Source organism: Rhodohalobacter barkolensis (genome assembly GCF_002834295.1).
Lineage (GTDB): Bacteria > Bacteroidota > Rhodothermia > Balneolales > Balneolaceae > Rhodohalobacter > Rhodohalobacter barkolensis.
Genome location: NZ_PISP01000003.1, coordinates 230,037 through 248,288, shown reverse-complemented (window position 1 = coordinate 248,288; position 18,252 = coordinate 230,037). Strand labels below are relative to the sequence as shown.

Genomic DNA, 18,252 nt, shown 5'->3' with positions numbered 1-18,252 from the left:
ATTGCTAACAAATAGTTGTGGCACTAAATGTAGAGAAAATTTAGTGCTTTCGCAGAGTAGTAGAGTACGGCTTATTCAACCAAGACCTTCTCATCATTGTCCTTCAACTCGGATGGAATGGAGTTGGTAATAGATTCTTTAAAAGCCTGAATGACGGTTTTCTTCAGGTGCTTTCGTCCATAGATTAACCGAACTTTTCTGGATGGAATCGGGGCTTCGAACTCCTTGATGACTGCATTTGAGCAGGAGTCTTTGTGTTCACTGATAGCCGTCCATGGAAGGAGCGTCATCCCAAAGTTCTGCTCTACAAGGCGTTTTAATGTCTCCAGGTTTCCACTTTTAAACTCTACAGAAGGCTCTTTATGATCCTGAATCTCTTTGCAAAGCTGTACGGTTTGATCGCGGAAACAGTGCCCCTCGCTTAACAACCAGATATTTGCACGGTCAAGATCGTTAATCGTCAGCTTCTCTTTTTCAATGAGTGGGTGACTGTGAGACAGGTAGCCTACAAAAGGCTCCACATAAAGATCTTCAGTATAAATAAAACTTTTTTCGGTAGGTGTGGCAATAATTCCAGCATCCAATTGATCATTCCCCAGTTTTTCCAATACCTCACTGGTGATCAATTCCTCAAAAATGAGGTCTACATTCGGATATTTTTTGATGAAAGACCGAATGAATAGTGGAACCAGATACGGAGCAATAGTTGGAATGATGCCCACCTTAAACTTTCCCTGAAGTTCATCCTCTTTAAAGTTGGCAATGTCGGATATCTGTTTAGACTCGTTAAGGATAATTTTCGCCTGAGCTATAATTTTTTCACCAATTTCGGTAGGAACAACCGGCGATTTAGAACGATCAAAAATCGTGACACCCAGTTCATCTTCAAGTTTATGAATCTGCATACTGAGGGTAGGCTGGGTGACATAGCTTTTTTCGGCGGCTGTTGCGAAGTGCCTGTATTTGTCAACCGCAATAATGTAAGAGAGTTGTGTTAGCGTCATGGATTTAGAATCTTTCAGGTAGAAATCAGATGGATAATCTTTTGCATAATTATTGTTATAAGATCAAATAAAAGATCATGAATACCAATAAAGTTGATTAATATGCATGATCAAGATATGAAATTCAAAGAAATGAAGTTGTTAATCTCCGGAAGGGTGCAGGGAGTTGGTTTTCGTCACTTTACCCGAACCAACGCCGGGGAGTTAGGTTTAAAAGGATGGGTTCGAAACCTGAATAACGGTGATGTTGAAGCACTTCTTCAGGGACCGGAGAATAAACTCAGCGAGATGATCGAAAAGTTAAAAAACGGTCCGCTCCCGGCGCGGGTAGACCAGATTGAAGTGGTCAGTGAATCTGACAATCCGGACGATATAGGAGACAATTTCAAAGTCGTGCGATAATCGATGAGCAGATATTTTATATCCATAACCCTACCTCAGGCAATACAGGAAAGCGTGGATCAAATTTTACCGGATGAACCACAATGGAGAAAAGTGAAGCGAGAACAGCTGCATCTTACACTGAGATTTATTGGTGAAGCAGAATCATCCCGGATTGATCAGATACAAGAAAGTCTGAAGGAGATTGATCTGCCAGCCTTCAATCTAAAACTGAAAGGAGTTGGATTTTTCCCGGACGATGGACCTGTGCGGGTGATTTGGCTGGGGATAGAAAATAAATCTGCCTTGATGGATTTACAGCAGAAAGTGGATGAAATTGTTTCAGATGTGATGAACAGTGATCGTGAGCATTCATTTGTGCCCCATGTGACGCTGGCGCGGATCAAAAAAGGGTTTTTAAAATCAGAGAAGCTATTGGACTCTATTCCGGAAGAAAATGAGCAATTTGAGTTCAAAGTACGATCCTTTCAACTGATGGAGAGCAAGAAAGGATCGAGGGGTGTGGATCATCATATTGTAGAAAATTATGAACTGAAATCCGGTGAAAGGAATCAATGAATCTACTTTTTAAAATTTTGATTGCCCTGGGCGGCATCTACCTCTTTTTGATCATAATCCTCTACCTGTTTCAGGGACAAATGCTTTTTCTGCCCGAAAAAGAACATTTCCGATCACCACAATCTTTAGGGCTGGATGCAGAAGATGTGTTGGTTGAAACGGAAGACGGTCTGAAAATACACGGTTGGTATTTTTCACAGAGTGAATCTGATTTTGTTGTGGTTTTATCGCACGGCAACGCGGGTAATATTAGTGGAAGACTGGAAATTGCGGAGATGCTCCTGGATCTGGGTATTTCCGTTTTGATGTACGATTACCGTGGATATGGAAAAAGTGAAGGCCGTCCGTCAGAAAAAGAATTGTATAATGACATCGATTCCGTGATTGGGTTTTTGACGGAGCGAATGGATTACAAGGAAAGTCAGATTATTTTGTATGGACGATCACTTGGAGGAGCTGTATCAGCCTATGGAGCGGCAAATCACACTGTTGGCGGACTGGTTCTGGATTCAGCGTTTAAAGACATAAAATCCATGGCCTCGGATATTTATCCGATTGTACCAACCTTTCTGGTACGGTTAAACTTTTCCACGATCAATTTCCTCAACTCGATAGAGAATACGCCACTTCTCATTTTGCACAGCCGGGATGATGAAATTGTAGGCTTCCATCACGGCGAAGAGTTGTACGAAGCAGCCTCAGAACCCAAGAAGTTCGTTCCTCTGCGGGGTGGCCATAACGATCTCTTTTTCACTTCAAATAATACCATCAAGCGAAGCTGGCAGGAGTTTCTTGAACGGATCAAAAAGGATTGAAAATCCAGGGGGTTTCTAATTCAATCTTCGCTGTTCGGTTAGTATATTCAACTGATAAGATGTAAGCCAAACCGTTTGACAGAGATCCCTTTTTATGTATCTGATTTTTGATACCGAAACCACCGGCCTTCCCCAGAATTATTCAGCTCCGCTGACCGACTTCGATAACTGGCCGCGCTGTGTTCAGCTTGCCTGGCAGGTCCATGATGTAACCGGAAAGTTAATCTCTTCAGGCGATTACATCGTAAAACCTGATGGATTTACGATTCCTTTCAACTCTGAAAAAGTTCACGGCATTTCCACAGAGCGTGCGCACGCAGAAGGAATTCCTCTGAATGAGGTGATGGATATTTTTAATCGCGAACTGGAGAGGTGCACCTTTGTGATTGGTCACAATCTGGAGTTTGATCTCAATATTATGGGATCGGAATATCTCCGGATGGAGCGGGAGAATCCGCTGACCAAAAAAGTATCGATCGATACGAAGGATGAGTCTACAGAGTTCTGCGCTATTCCCGGCGGACGCGGACGCTACAAGTGGCCAACACTTGCTGAACTTCATGACAAACTTTTTGAAATTGGCTTTGAGGAAGCTCACAATGCCGCCGCCGATGTGGATGCAACAGCTCGTGCATTTCTGGAACTGGTTCGGATTGGTGTGATCCGGCCGAATCACCCCCAGGATCCGTCGCAATCACCGGCAAATCCGGCTCAAAAAATTGAAGAGTCGCACTACATGCCAAAAGTGGAGGAGCTTCGGCAGAGAGGAGTAACCGGAGAGGAGGATGACCAGTCATCGGCGATTGATTTACCAAAAGAGTCCGCCGGCGTAAAAGTGGACTCCCCATTTTCTCATTTGCACAATCATTCCAAATTCTCTGTTCTTCAGGCAGCTTCGGGTGTGAAGGATCTGGTGAAGAAGGCGAAAGAGGATGGCATGCCGGCTGTGGCAATGACTGACCTCGGGAATATGTACGGCACGTTTCATTTTACTAAGGCGGCGTACGCGGAAGGAATCAAGCCGATCATCGGGCTGGAAGCCTATTTTGTAGAAGATCGCCATCAAAAGAAATTTACCCGAGACCATAAGGATAAACGGTATCAGCAGATATTTCTGGCCAAAAACATGCAGGGATATCGGAATCTGGCAGAGATGTGCTCTCTCGGTTTTATTGAGGGATACTACTATAAATTTCCGCGGATTGACCGCGAGTTGGTGGAGAAATATCGAGAAGGGCTGATTGCAACAACCGGTGGGCTATTGGGCGAAGTACCCGATCTGATTTTGAATCGTGGCGAAGAGGTTGCCGAGGAAGCGCTCAAGTGGTGGCACGACCTGTTTGGCGAGGATCTCTACATCGAGATTATGCGTCACGGACTCGAGGAAGAGGAGCGGGTAAACAGTGTGCTTCTGAAATTTGCGGAAAAGTATGGCATTAAGGTGATTGCCACCAATAACACGTTCTATATGGAAAAGGCGGATGCGAAAGCGCACGATGCCTTACTCTGTATCGACAATAACGAGTCGATCTCCACGCCGATTGGGAAAGGGCGCGAGAAACGCTTTGGTTTCCCGAATGATGAATTCTACTTCAAGACGCAGGAGGAGATGAAAGCTCTATTTGCGGATGTGCCAGAGGCGATCTCCAACACGCAGGAAGTGGTGGATAAAATTGAGGAGATCAAACTGGAGCGGGATGTAATTCTCCCCAATTTCAAACTTCCGGAAGGTTTTGAAACAGAAGATGATTATCTGCGTCACTTAACCATCGAAGGCGCGAAAAAGCATTACGGTGAGCTTACCGATGAGGTTACTGAGCGAATTGATCATGAGCTCAACATTATCAAAACGATGGGTTTTGCCGGATACTTCCTGATTGTGCAGGATTTCATTATCAAGGCGAAGGAAATGGGCGTCTATGTGGGACCGGGTCGTGGTTCGGCTGCGGGTTCGGTGGTTGCCTACTGCACGGGAATTACCAACATCGACCCTCTCAAATACGATCTGCTTTTTGAACGTTTCCTGAACCCGGAGCGTGTGTCGATGCCGGATATCGATATCGACTTTGATGATGATGGACGTCAGCGCGTAATTGATTATGTGGTTGATAAATATGGCAAGGACCAGGTTGCGCATATTATCACATTTGGTACAATGGCCGCGCGTTCGTCGGTTCGTGATGTAGCGCGTGTACTCGACCTTCCGCTTTCTGATGCGGACAGGATTGCAAAACTGGTTCCAGAAACGATTGGAATTTCGCTGGAAGATGCATTCAAAGAGGTGAGAGAACTCCGGGATCTGAAAGAGTCTGATTCCCTGGAAGGCCGAACACTCCAGATGGCGGAGACTTTGGAAGGATCGGTTCGAAATACCGGGATTCATGCTGCCGGTGTGATTATAGCCCCGGACAAATTGACGAACTACATCCCGATCGGAACGGCTAAGGATGCCGAACTCTATGTGACTCAGTTTGACGGTAAGGTGATCGAAGACGCCGGGATGCTGAAGATGGACTTCCTTGGACTGAAAACACTCTCCATCCTGAAAACGGCGATCGGGTATGTGAAGGAGAATCACAGCAAGGAGTACAACCTGGATGATATTCCGCTGGATGATGAGAAGACCTTCGAGATGTTCAAAAAAGGGGCAACCGTAGGGATTTTCCAGTTTGAATCGGACGGAATGCGGAAGTATCTCAAACAGCTCAAGCCGACGAAAATTGATGACCTGATTGCTATGAACGCGCTCTATCGTCCGGGCCCGATGCAGTTTATCCCGGATTATATTAAACGGAAGCATGGCGAGGAAGAGGTGGAATACGATCACGAGGATTTGATCGATATTCTGGAGCCGACTTACGGTATTATGATCTACCAGGAGCAGATCATGATGGTGGCACAGCGAATGGGTGGCTACTCTCTCGGTGAAGCGGATGTACTTCGCCGAATCATGGGTAAGAAGAAACCGGAACTGCTTCCGCCTGAAGAAGAAAAATTTGTAAAGCAGGCCGTTGAGAAAGGGTACGACAAGAAAACCGCGAAAGAGGTTTTCGACAAGATGGCGATGTTTGCCGGCTACGGGTTCAACAAGTCTCACTCTGCGGCGTATTCTGTGGTAGCCTATCACACCATGTATTTTAAGGCGAACTATACCGCGGAGTATATGGCCGCTGTATTGAGCCATAACATGAACGACATCAAAAAGGTGAGCTTCTTTATTGAGGAGTGTCAGCGAATTGGAATTCCGGTGGATGCTCCGAATGTAAATTCTGCCGAGGGAAAATTTGTGGCCAAGGACGGCAGGGTTCAGTATGGCTTGCTTGCAATAAAAGGAGTCGGCTCAAATGCGATTGAGGAGTTGGTGAAAGAGCGGGACAAGAAAGGAAAATTCTCCTCTATTTTTGATTTTTCATCCCGGATAGACACCCGTGTTTGTAACCGCAAAACCATGGAGAGCCTTGCACAAGCCGGCGCATTCGATTCTTTGCATCAAAACCGGGCACAGCTTGTGGCAAGCATTGATGATGTGATCAATTACGCTTCCCGTAAACAGGAAGAGGAACGCCTTAACCAGGTAAGCCTTTTTGGTGAATCATCGGGCGGAGGCGGAATGGGAGGTGAACCGAACCTGAGAGAGTGTCCGCCGTGGACCAATATTGAGCGGCTCAACAACGAACGAGAACTTATCGGATTCTATTTGAGCGGCCACCCGCTGGATAAATTCAAGGAGGATGTTCGTCTGTTTGCCTCGCACTCACTCAATGTGGAAGATCTTTCGAAACTGGGAGATCGGGAAAAAGTAAGAGTGATAGGGATCATCACGTCGGTAAGGAGAATTAGTGATAAAAAAGGGCGTCCGATGGCATTTGCTCAAATTGAGGATCTTGAGGGAAGTACTGAGGTTCTCATATTTAGCGAAGTTTATGATCGTCATCAGGGGTTAATTGCTCCGGATACGGTTTTAATGCTGGAAGGAAATCTCTCAAAAAGAGATGAACCGCCCAAGATTATTGCTTCTTCGATGGAAAGAGTGGAAAACCTTCGCGAAAAATTTCAGGCTCAGCTGCAGCTCAACATTGATTTGAAAACAGCTGAAGTATCAGAAGATGACCTGGCCGATATGGCAACTCTGTTTAGTGTGCATAAAGGTGAAACGCCCATTAAGCTGCTGGTTAGAAGTCATAAAGCGAAAAAACCACTAAAGATGAACGTCAGGAAATATGTAGTGGAACCGAATAATGAGCTGTTAAGTGGATTGAGGAATATTTTGGATAAAAACTCTGTTCGGTTAATCAGAAATGGTACAAATGGAACCTGACCGATTTTTATAAGTTTTGATAATAAGATTGATAGCGAATTGATATGTGTAGTTCTGCATAAGAATTCAGATCTTTCATAAATAATAAAAAAAGAAAAATGAGATATGAGTAAACCAATTGAATTCACAGACGATAATTTTTCGGATGAAGTAGAAAATTCTTCCGAACCTGTATTAGTTGATTTTTGGGCTGAGTGGTGTGGACCTTGCCGAATGGTAGGGCCGATTGTTGAAGAGCTTGTCGGCGAATACGAAGGGAAAGTAAAAATCGGAAAGGTAAATGTAGACCATAATTCAGAAGTTTCAGTGAAGTATGGAATCCGAAGTATTCCAACTCTTCTGATCTTTAAAGACGGTGAAGTTGTAGATCAAATCATCGGTGCAGTTCCGAAAAATCAAATTAAAAAGCATTTGGACGCGCAAGTAGCGTAAACCTTTTGTTTGATAGAGAAAAGGCGGTCTGATTTCAAATCGGATCGCCTTTTTTTATTTTTGATATCCAGCATCAGGTTACTCTTTTGAATAGGAATACGTAAAGTTTCTTACCTGTTTGGTCTACAAGTTTTTACATAAACGAAGCGAATAGGGCAGAACTATACGTTAAATTTGTTCGTTACATCGTTGTTATATAAAATATTTAAATCTCGACATGAGTAAAGTTACGAAGCGTATTGTTTTTTTTACAGTTCTGGCGATTGTTTTGGGAGCTTTGGCATACCCGAAACTTAAACCTTTTTTCCAGTCGAATGATGCACAAGCGCAAGGCGGACCGGGAGGCGGGGGTGGTCCGTTACAAGTTGAAGCCGTGGTGATGGAGCCGGAAACTATTCAGGATAGAATCTTTTCAAGCGGAACAATTCGCGCTAATGAGGTTGTGGATCTGAGCACAGAAACCTCCGGTATCATTACCGGGATCTTTTTTGATGAAGGCGGTGAAGTGGGAAAAGGTCAGTTGCTGTTAAAAATCAACGACAGTGAACTTCAGGCTCAGAAACAACGAGCCAACTTCCGATTGAACCTGGCTGAACAGAGAGAGGAGAGACAGCGAAGGCTGTTGGAACGAGGCGGAATTAGTCAGGATGATTATGACGCTACTCTGAATGAAGTAAATGTACTGCGCTCCGAGCTCAATCTGATTGATGCTCAAATTGAGAAGACAGAAATTAAAGCTCCTTTTGCCGGGCGCATCGGTTTAAAATATGTGAGTGAGGGAAGCTACATTAGTCCAAATACACGAATTGCTTCACTACAGGAAATTGATCCGGTTAAAATCGATTTCTCCGTTCCTGAAAGGTATATCTCACGTGTAGATATAGGAGACGAGATTAATTTTGATGTTCAGGGAATTGACTCCTCTTTTGTGGGTGATGTATATGCTATTGAGCCCCGGATAGACTCTCAAACGAGAACACTGCAAATTCGGGCGTTAAGTCAGAATGATGAACAAATTCTTTTCCCCGGTGCATTTGCGAATATTGTATTAATCCTGGATGAAATTGACGACGCTCTGATGCTGCCTACAATATCAGTAGTGCCCGAACTGAATACTCAAAAAATATTTGTTATTCGAAATGGTGTTATCGAACAGGAGAGAATTCAGACTGGGATCCGTACAAGCGATAAACTGCAAATTATTGAAGGTGTTGCCGTAGGGGATACGGTTTTGACAACCGGTCTTCTTCAGGTAAATCCGGGTACGGAAGTTGATATTGTGAAATTGAATAAAAGTTCTGAACTATGAGTTTATCGTCACTAAGTATTCGCCGGCCGGTATTGGCCTCGGTCATGTCGATAGTGATTGTGCTATTTGGTGTGATCTCATTTTTTTACCTGGGTGTGCGTGAATATCCCTCGGTAGATCCTCCCATTGTTACGGTATCTACAAGCTACGTGGGGGCTAACGCGGATGTGATAGAGTCTCAAATCACGGAGCCTCTCGAAGAGTCGGTAAATGGTATTGCCGGAATTCGAACGTTGACATCAACCAGCCGTCAGGGACAGAGTACCATTACGGTTGAGTTTGATCTGGAGGTGGATATGGAAACGGCCGCGAATGATGTTCGTGACCGTGTGTCGAGAGCTCAACGAAGTTTACCGCCCGATGCTGAGCCTCCAACGGTGCAGAAAGCGGATGCAGATGCATCACCGATAGTCTTTTTGAATGTAAATAGCGACCGTCGGAACCTGTTGGAGCTTACATCCATAGCTGAGAATATTTTTAAAGAGCAGCTTCAGACCATTCCAGGAGTAAGTGAAATTCGAATCTGGGGTTCCCGTGAATATGCCATGCGACTATGGATGGATCCGCTAAAACTTGCTGCATACAGCGTTACTCCCCTGGATGTTCAACAGGCACTTAACCGAGAGAATGTAGAACTTCCATCCGGACGTATTGAAGGAAGTACAACAGAGCTCACCGTGCGCACTATGGGGAGGCTATCAAACCCCGAAGAGTTTAATAATCTGATTATCCGGGAAGAGGACGGAAGAAAAGTTCGTTTCCAGGATATCGGGTATGCTGAGCTGGGTGCTCAGAATGAGCGCACGGTATTGAAGCGAAACGGTGTGCCGATGGTGGGAGTCGTTGCCATTCCGCAACCGGGTTCAAATCAGCTATCCATTGCAGAGGAGTTTTTCGTACGAGTTGATCGCATAAAGAGAGATTTGCCCGAAGACATTAACATAGCTGTTGGTTTTGATACAACAGAATATATTCAGGAATCTATAAGTGAAGTGCAACAAACGGTATTCCTGGCCTTGGGTTTGGTAATCCTTGTGATTTTTATGTTCCTCAGGGATTTAAGAACCACCTTTATTCCAATCATTGTGATCCCGATTGCGCTAATTGGAGCATTCTTCATTATGTATGTCGCCGGATTTTCAATCAATGTACTCACTATGCTGGCGATTGTATTGGCCATTGGTCTGGTTGTGGATGATGCGATTGTGGTGCTGGAGAATATCTATGCAAAAATGGAAAGAGGCTTGCCGACAATAGAAGCCGGAATTCTCGGCTCTAAAGAGATCTTCTTTGCAGTTGTTGCAACTTCCCTTGCTTTGGTATCAGTGTTTATGCCAATACTCTTTCTGGGGGGTACTACAGGGCGTCTCTTTCGGGAGTTTGGAGTCGTTATTGCCGGTGCAGTTATCATTTCCTCATTTGTAGCTCTTACGCTTACACCGATGCTGGCTACAAAAATTTTGAAGAATGGTGCGGAAAAAAATCGATTTTATCGTGCAACTGAACCGTTCTTTAAAAAAGTAAATAGTCTTTACCGGAATTCTCTTGAGTCGTTTATGAAGCGCAGATGGATGGCGTTTGTGATTCTCGCTTTTTCCGGTGTATTGATTGGTGTTCTATATTCGGCAATTCCTGAAGAGCTGGCACCGAGAGAAGATCGCGGTCAAATCAGAATGTTTGCCACTGCTCCCGAAGGTGCTTCCTTTGAATATATGGATTCATATGTGGATCAAATGATTTCTACGGTTCAGGAAAATGTACCGGAAGTGGTTGCAATGAATACGGTTACATCCCCCGGTTTTGGAGCTTCAGGTGCAATTAATTCAGCTTTTAGCTTTATAACTCTTGGTGATGCAGACAACAGAGATCGCTCTCAGCAAGAAATTGCAGACCAGTTAACAGGGTTGATGTCGAACCTTACCGGCGCTCAGACATTTGTATCACAGCCACAGTCGATTGGGAATCGTCGTGGCGGCCTTCCGGTTCAATACGTGCTTCAATCTCAAACCATGGATCAGCTGAAAGAGGTTATCCCTGAATTTCTAAGAGAAGCGAATCAGGATCCGGCTTTTGTATTTGCTGAAGTTGATTTGAAATTCAACCGTCCGGAACTTCAGATAGAAATCGACAGAAACCGGGCCCGTTCATTGGGTGTGTCCGTCCGGGATATAGCAGAAACCCTTCAGTTATCCCTATCCGGCAGCCGATTTGGCTTCTTCATCATGGATGGGAAACAGTACTGGGTAATTGGTCAAATGGATCGTCAGTATAGAAATGAACCGATTGATCTGAAAACGATTTATGTAAGAAGTCAGGACGGATCACTTCTCCAGTTAGATAATCTGGTTACCGTAAGTGAACAGAGCAGTCCACCCCAACTTTATCGATTTAACCGGTTTAAGTCTGCAACAGTATCTGCTCAGTTGGCTCCGGGTTATACGATTGGAGACGGTATCGAGGCAATGGATGCAATTGCAGCAAGAGTGCTCCCTGAAGCTGTAATTACTGATTTGGCAGGACCATCAAGGGATTTTGCAGAAAGTGCGGCCAGCTTGCTGTTCATATTTGCATTGGCACTTGTGTTGATCTACCTGGTACTGGCCGCTCAGTTCGAGAGCTTTCGAGATCCGTTTATCATACTGTTTACGGTTCCGCTCGCCATTTTAGGGACATTGGTATCACTTTGGTATTTCGATCAAACACTCAATATTTTCAGCCAAATTGGAGCCATTATGCTGATTGGGTTGATTGCGAAGAACGGTATTCTGATTGTGGAATTTGCTAATCAGCGTCAGGAGCAGGGAATGTCGGTCATGGATTCAATTATGGATGCAGCTGCCGTTCGATTCCGCCCGATTTTGATGACGTCAATTTCCACGATTCTCGGAATTTTACCGATTGCAATGGCGCTTGGTGCGGGCTCAGAAAGCAGGTCCTCGATGGGTATTGCTGTTATCGGCGGTCTGCTGATCGGTAGTATATTAACTCTCTATATTATTCCTGCAATCTACTCTTACTTCGCATCTGAAAAGAGTAAAACCAAAGAGATTCAGGAGCGTGCAAAAGAAGCCGAAAAATTAGAAACTGCCAGCGTTAAATGATGAAAAGATATCTATTTATAAAATTCACGTTCATCTCACTTTTTCTAATTGTTTCCGGGGTCAATGTTCAGGCTCAGCAGGTTTTGACTCTCGAAGAGGCCGTTTCTATCGGATTGGAGAAGAATTATGGATTACAAATTAGCCGTAACCTTCAGGAAGAAGCGGATAATAACAGAACAATAGGTAATGCCGGTTTTTTGCCCACCATAGATGTAACAGCCGGTCGAACAGAAAGTATTGAAGACAGTGAATTCAGGTCTGCTGATGGAACAGGAAGAACAAATGAAGGAGCCCGAAGTACCAATACTAATGCGGCAGTTAACTTAAACTGGACTATTTTTGATGGGCTAACGTCATTTGCAAGATACGACCGGTTGGGAAAGCTGAAAGAGATTAGTGATGAAGAACTCCGGTTTGACATGGAGTTTTTAGTGAGCCAGATTGCGCTTTCTTACTTCAATATCATCAGAATCAGTGAACAGATTAAGGTTCTGGAAAATAATATTGAAGTGTCACTTGAACGAATTGAAATAGAAGAGACGAAAGTGGATTTGGGTTCCGGATCTGAGTATGATCTTCTTCAGGCTAGGTCTGATTTAAACGCAGACCGTGCAGCGTTTATTCGTGAAAGAAATCAATTGAATGAGGCGAAAATTTCGTTAAACGAACTTCTTTCTCGTGATCCGAGAACAGAGTATGATGTAACGACTGAGATTGATGTGAATCGTTTTCTCCCCGAAGAAGAGCTGTATAATCGCTTGATGGAAGAAAATGCAGAATTGTCTATTGCAAGATTTGAAAATGAAGTGTCTCGCATTGAAACTCGAGAGATACAGGGAGAGCGCTATCCGCAAATTTCATTAACATCCGGCTACAGTTTTAACCGGAGTGAAAATGATGGGGGATTTTTTCAGTTTAATGAGACCACAGGTTTATCTGTGGGACTGACTGCCCGTGTGAATATTTTTAATGGCTTTAATATAAATCGAAGAGTGCAGAATGCTCAGATCAGAAGTAAGAATGCCGAGCTGAATCTGGAATCGCAAAAGCTTCGATTGGAATCCGAATTTCAGGCAATTTACAGGACTTATCAAAACAGCATTCAATTGGTGGACCTGGAGGAAGAAAATTTGTCTAATGCAGAAGAGACGTTAGATATAGCCCTGGAGCGATTTCGGCTGGGATCGATCAGTTCGCTGGAGTTCAGGGAAGCGCAGCGTACGTTTATTGCAGCAGAGAATAGGCTGATCAATGCAAAGTTTGAAGCGAAAGTAGCCGAGACAGAACTTCTGCAACTAACCGGAGAGATGGACCAGCTTTTTACCGCTCAGTAAAACAATCCAGATCAAAATGCGTGATGAGATATCACGTTTATCTCTGAATTTTAAACTGAAGGGTAGTCCCGTTATTTGAAAATTCCATGGAATCGGAGAGCTCCTGGATGATAAAAATTCCGCGCCCTCCGGGATTCAGTAAATTTTCCTCATCGATAGGATTGGCCTTTTTTGCCTTTTCCATATCGAACCCTTCCCCTTCGTCGGTCACCTTGGCCATAATCTCCTTTCCATTGATGAAGATCTCTATAGTAACGTTCTTCTCCGGATCGTATTGATTGCCGTGCTGAATGGCATTATCAACCGCTTCGCTGAGTAACAACATGAAAGTTGAAGCTTCATCTTCATTCAATGAAGCTTCATTCTGTATTTCAGTTACAAAATCCGGGACCCTGGCCGCCTCTTCATGGGTAGATTTTAATGAGAGTCGGTAAGTATTTTCAGCCATTATAAAAGGTAAAGTGGAGGTTAAGCATAGATACCGCGAAGCTTGAGTGTAGTTGCTACACGATTTATAGCGTATACATACGCAGCCTGACGAAGAGTAATGTTGTATTCTTCACTTACACCATACAGGTTGTCAAAAGCATTTCTCATCATACGGTTCAGGCGTCGATTAACTCGCTCTTCTGTCCAAAAGTAACCTTGGCGGTCTTGCACCCATTCAAAGTAAGAAACGGTAACACCGCCGGCATTGGCGAGAATATCTGGAATAACCATCACTCCATTTTGCTCTAATATTGCATCGGCGTTTGCAGTAACTGGACCATTTGCACCTTCAGAAATAATTTTTGCACGGATTTTGTGTGCATTTTCACGGTTGATCTGATCCTCTTTGGCAGCCGGAATGAGTACATCACACTCTAATTCAAGCAGTTCATCATTGCTGATTTTCTGAGCATTTTCATACCCTTCCAGAGAGTAGCCATTATTTTGTGAGTACTCAATCATTTTAGGAATGTCGAGCCCCTCTTCGCGATAATAGCCACCTGAGATATCACTTACTGCAATGATTTTAGCGCCCTGCTCATACATCAACTGCGCAGAAACGGATCCCACATTACCAAAACCCTGAACGGCAACTTTTGTTTTATTGGGCATGATCCCCATTTTGTTCAGGGCTGCTAAAGTAACGGTTACCACACCGCGTCCCGTTGCTTCCTTTCTACCCTGTGATCCACCCAATATAATAGGTTTTCCTGTTACAACAGCAGTTTCAGTTCGCTGTGCATTCATACTATAGGTGTCCATAATCCAGGCCATCACCTGCTCATTGGTATTCATATCGGGAGCGGGGATATCTTTATCAGGGCCAAAAACTTCGAGGAGGGCAGCAGTATATCGGCGAGTCAGTCTTTCAAGTTCAGTTTTTGAAAGATCTTTAGGATTACAGCGAACTCCGCCTTTTGCTCCGCCAAACGGAACATTTACAACTGCACATTTCCAGGTCATCCAGGATGCAAGAGCTTTAACCTCATCCAGGTTAACATCCGGCGCATATCGTATCCCACCTTTTGAGGGTCCGAGTACGTTATCATGAATAACACGATACCCTTCAAAAACTTTAATTTCACCGTTATCCATTACAACCGGTATGGATACAATGACCTGTTTAACAGGGCTTGCAAGATATTGGAACATCCCTTCATCCAGTTTTAAAATATCCGCAGCAAAACGGAAACGCTCCATCATAGACTCAAATGGAGATTCTGCACTTAGTTTGGGGCCGGGTTCCTTGTAGAAATTTGAATTGGAACTATCTTTTTTTGATGACATAAATCTGTAGTTATGGTAGCGCTTGATTTTAATTTTTAATCATACTTTTTGTAAAGTATTTAAAATCAAAAATACGGCTTTTTCTTCAAGGTGAAACACTTTTTTTAAGATCATAATCTGAGGCAGATAATATTCTCTTAACATTAATTTGATAGGTTATAAAACTGTAAAAACAATTTTGCTCATCTGTTTCAATGGGAAAGGAAAATAAGCGAAAGTCTAAAAATAAAGTCGTTATCAGTTACCTTGAGAGTTTGATTCCAACAGGAATGATGGACCTCATCAAGAGTGAACGCCGTTTTCTTATTTTGATAGGTATCTTCTTTTTTGTGGCAGGGGCTACTTACGAGACACCGCACATTGCGATGTGGGTAGGATTTTTCTTTGCGGCTTACTCCGCCATCGCGAACGATAGCATTCAAACAATCGGGACTTTTCTCGCATCAAATGCTAATCAGAAATGGTGGATACTCTGGCTTTTTATAGGAGGGATTTTTGTTCTTACGGTGACCTATAGCTGGGTTACGTATGACGGCGATGTCACATACCAGCGACTAACCTCAAAAGGGTTTGATCAGGCGCCTGAAAGCTTTGTTTTTCTGCAAGTGGCCGCTCCGCTGTTTCTGTTGATAATTACACGGCTAAAAATGCCGGTATCAACCACATTTTTACTTTTAAGTGCATTTGCAACGGAACCGGAAGGGATTATGCAAGTTTTGGAAAAAAGCTTGTCCGGTTATTTCGTGTCTTTTGCTGTTGCTATCATCATCTGGCTGCTGCTAAACAGACAGCTGTTAAAATGGTTTAAGGGAGATCCGCATCCTGCGTGGAGACCCATTCAGTGGGTAATTAGCGGCCTTTTATGGGCGGTATGGTTAATGCAGGATGCTGCAAATATTGCTGTTTACCTGCCACGTTCACTATCCATAAATGCATTCCTTACCTTTATTGGGTTTATATTTCTCGGGCTTGGCGTACTGTTCTATTTACGAGGGGATAAAATTCAGCAGATCGTAACAGAAAAATCGGATGTAACAGATGTACGTTCGGCTACAGTTATTGATGGCGTTTACGCAATTATTCTTTGGTATTTCAAAGGGGTGAGTACTGTGCCGATGAGTACAACCTGGGTGTTTATCGGTTTATTGGCCGGTCGCGAAATTGCAATGAGTCTGACTGATTCCAAAGGAAAGGGAAGGCCGATGTGGCAGTCGATGAAGTTAATTTTTAAAGATGCAAGCTACGCCATGATCGGTCTAATTATTTCCATTATTTTGGCCATCGCAATAAATCCTGTTATTTGGGATGAACTTGTAAACTTTATTTTCGGTTGAATTTTACATTAAAATAATTCATAATAAATAGGCGTTAAAAAGCCTTGAAAAATGAATGAATTGCAGACGTGTAAAATTTCAAACCGATGAACTCCAATGTACTTGTATTAAATCAGGACTATCAGCCACTAAGTGTGTGCTCTGTGCAACGCTCTGTAAAGTTGCTTTTTCTGGACAAGGCAGAGATGCTTCACGATGATCCGGATAAAGTAATTCGTACAGTTGATGAGGAGTTTTCCTATCCCTCTGTGATTCGTTTGAGAAGCTATATTCGAATTCCATACTCACGCATTGTGCTCACCCGGAAAAATATCATGAAAAGGGACCGGCACATTTGCCAGTACTGTGGTTTGAAGTCTGACCTGACCCTTGATCATGTAATGCCTAAAAGCCGTGGCGGGAAAGATACTTGGGAAAATCTGGTAACCGCCTGTAATAAGTGTAATGTTAAGAAAGGCGACCGAACTCCGGATGAGGCTAAAATGCCGCTTAAGACCGCACCGTACCGTCCTATTCACATTACATTTTTTCAAAACTTGATGGGCGGAGTGCAGGAGCACTGGAAGCCATATTTGTATATGTAATCGTGTTCATCGTTTCATTGCGTTCAATAAGATCTGCGGATTTTGTTCGTTAATCAGCTTCATACGATTTACACAGAAAATCCGTATTTTGGCTAGTCTAATAAAAAAATCAAATCGACAGTTATGAGTACCAAAGGACGTGTTCTTGTTGCGATGAGTGGCGGAGTGGATTCTTCCGTAGCCGCAGTGATGCTCAAAGAGCAGGGATACGATGTGATCGGAATTACAATGAAAACCTGGGATTACCACCGAAGTGGCGGTAATGACGGGAAAGAGACGGGATGTTGCACGGTAGAATCTATGAATGACGCCCGTCATATCGCCGTTAAGTACGGATTTAAACACTTTATCGTCGATATCAGGGATGAGTTTGGCAATTGGGTGATCGATCGGTTTGTGGAAGACTATACCAGCGGACGTACACCTAATCCGTGTGTGCTTTGCAATACGCACATCAAATGGGCCGCACTGCTGCGACGAGCTGACAATCTGGGTTGCGATTACATTGCTACAGGTCATTATGCGAACGTGAGAGAGGAAAATGGCCGACATGTGATATCGAAAGGAAAAGATCATAACAAAGATCAATCCTACGCGCTTTGGGGTGTGGAACAGAAACATCTGGAACGAACCATTTTCCCGCTTGGGAAATATCATAAAACGGAAATTCGTCAGATGGCGGAAGATTACGGACTATTAAATGTGGCTACAAAGCCCGATTCGTATGAAATCTGTTTCATTCCGGATAACAACTATCACCGTTTCCTGAAAGAAAAAGTGGATGATCTCGAAGAGCGTGTTAGCGGCGGTGTGTTTGTAGATCAAAAAGGAAATATTGTTGGAAATCATAAAGGGTTTCCATTTTACACCATTGGTCAGCGACGAGGATTGGACCTTTCACTCGGTAAACCGGTTTATGTAACTCATATAGACGCAGAGAAGAACGTGATCACCGTGGGCGAAAAAGAGGATTTGATCAGCACAACCTGCCGGGCAAAGGAGCTGAATCTTATTAAATACGATAAAATTCCGAATGGTGAGATGGAGATTACCGGAAAGATTCGTTACAATGATGACGGGGCTATGGGAACCATCAAACAGCTTTCGGATGATGAAGTTGAAGTACACTTTCCTGCAGGCCGAGAAGCCATTACGCCCGGACAGGCCGTAGTTTGCTACGAAGGCGACGATGTGGTTGCCGGCGGATGGATCCACAAAGTAAATGTGGAGTTCAGTGAACCTGCAGAATTGAGCAGCTGAAACAAACCGGACGGCAGAGCGTTTA

Annotated in this window: 14 protein-coding genes; 11 read left to right on the top strand and 3 right to left on the bottom strand. The window is 43.8% G+C overall.

Features of this window, described 5'->3' with window-relative positions:
- Nucleotides 1–71 precede the first annotated feature (71 nt).
- Nucleotides 72–1,004 (bottom strand): hydrogen peroxide-inducible genes activator, encoded by a 933-nt coding sequence (locus tag CWD77_RS11020; RefSeq protein ID WP_101073626.1) that lies wholly within the window; start codon nt 1,002–1,004, stop codon nt 72–74.
- A 117-nt stretch (nt 1,005–1,121) separates the two neighbouring features.
- On the opposite strand from CWD77_RS11020, the gene CWD77_RS11015 reads away from it, so the two are divergent.
- The 8 genes from CWD77_RS11015 (at nt 1,122) to CWD77_RS10980 (ending at nt 13,273) form a co-directional block, all read left to right on the top strand.
- Nucleotides 1,122–1,406, top strand: a complete 285-nt coding sequence (locus CWD77_RS11015) for an acylphosphatase (protein ID WP_101073895.1) — start codon at nt 1,122–1,124, stop codon at nt 1,404–1,406.
- Between the two features lie 3 nt (nt 1,407–1,409).
- A complete protein-coding gene (gene thpR / locus CWD77_RS11010; protein WP_101073625.1) occupies nt 1,410–1,964 on the top strand; it encodes an RNA 2',3'-cyclic phosphodiesterase in 555 nt (184 codons plus the stop codon).
- The gene (locus CWD77_RS11005) at nt 1,961–2,779 is read left to right on the top strand and encodes an alpha/beta hydrolase (protein WP_101073624.1); all 819 of its coding nucleotides are present in this window, start codon (nt 1,961–1,963) and stop codon (nt 2,777–2,779) included. Before thpR ends, CWD77_RS11005 begins: the two co-directional genes overlap by 4 nt.
- A gap of 94 nt (nt 2,780–2,873) precedes the next feature.
- Nucleotides 2,874–7,097, top strand: coding sequence for a DNA polymerase III subunit alpha (dnaE, locus tag CWD77_RS11000; protein ID WP_101073623.1), 4,224 nt, complete (start codon nt 2,874–2,876; stop codon nt 7,095–7,097).
- A 105-nt stretch (nt 7,098–7,202) separates the two neighbouring features.
- Nucleotides 7,203–7,529: a thioredoxin gene (gene trxA / locus CWD77_RS10995; RefSeq protein WP_101073622.1), complete on the top strand. Its 327-nt coding sequence runs from the start codon at nt 7,203–7,205 to the stop codon at nt 7,527–7,529.
- Between the two features lie 217 nt (nt 7,530–7,746).
- Nucleotides 7,747–8,838: an efflux RND transporter periplasmic adaptor subunit gene (locus CWD77_RS10990; protein WP_101073621.1), complete on the top strand. Its 1,092-nt coding sequence runs from the start codon at nt 7,747–7,749 to the stop codon at nt 8,836–8,838.
- A complete protein-coding gene (locus CWD77_RS10985; protein ID WP_101073620.1) occupies nt 8,835–11,939 on the top strand; it encodes an efflux RND transporter permease subunit in 3,105 nt (1,034 codons plus the stop codon). The genes CWD77_RS10990 and CWD77_RS10985 overlap by 4 nt, the downstream gene beginning before the upstream one ends.
- Nucleotides 11,936–13,273, top strand: a complete 1,338-nt coding sequence (locus CWD77_RS10980; protein WP_101073619.1) for a TolC family protein — start codon at nt 11,936–11,938, stop codon at nt 13,271–13,273. The genes CWD77_RS10985 and CWD77_RS10980 overlap by 4 nt, the downstream gene beginning before the upstream one ends.
- Before the next feature lie 37 nt (nt 13,274–13,310).
- On the opposite strand, the gene CWD77_RS10975 is transcribed toward CWD77_RS10980, so the two are convergent.
- Together CWD77_RS10975 and CWD77_RS10970 are read right to left on the bottom strand one after the other, a co-directional pair.
- On the bottom strand, nt 13,311–13,721 hold the full coding sequence (locus CWD77_RS10975; RefSeq protein ID WP_101073618.1) for an ATP-binding protein: 411 nt from the start codon (nt 13,719–13,721) through the stop codon (nt 13,311–13,313).
- Nucleotides 13,722–13,741: 20 nt separating this feature from the next.
- A complete protein-coding gene (locus tag CWD77_RS10970) occupies nt 13,742–15,049 on the bottom strand; it encodes a Glu/Leu/Phe/Val family dehydrogenase (RefSeq protein ID WP_101073617.1) in 1,308 nt (435 codons plus the stop codon).
- A 194-nt stretch (nt 15,050–15,243) separates the two neighbouring features.
- Here CWD77_RS10970 and CWD77_RS10965 point away from each other — a divergent pair, with 194 nt between their 5' ends.
- The 3 genes from CWD77_RS10965 to mnmA all read left to right on the top strand — a co-directional run bounded on the left by CWD77_RS10965 (nt 15,244) and on the right by mnmA (nt 18,227).
- Nucleotides 15,244–16,383, top strand: a complete 1,140-nt coding sequence (locus CWD77_RS10965) for a hypothetical protein (RefSeq protein ID WP_101073616.1) — start codon at nt 15,244–15,246, stop codon at nt 16,381–16,383.
- 86 nt (nt 16,384–16,469) lie between these two features.
- Nucleotides 16,470–16,967 (top strand): HNH endonuclease, encoded by a 498-nt coding sequence (locus tag CWD77_RS10960; protein ID WP_101073615.1) that lies wholly within the window; start codon nt 16,470–16,472, stop codon nt 16,965–16,967.
- Between the two features lie 123 nt (nt 16,968–17,090).
- On the top strand, nt 17,091–18,227 hold the full coding sequence (gene mnmA, locus CWD77_RS10955; RefSeq protein ID WP_101073614.1) for a tRNA 2-thiouridine(34) synthase MnmA: 1,137 nt from the start codon (nt 17,091–17,093) through the stop codon (nt 18,225–18,227).
- The last annotated feature ends 25 nt before the right edge of the window (nt 18,228–18,252 follow it).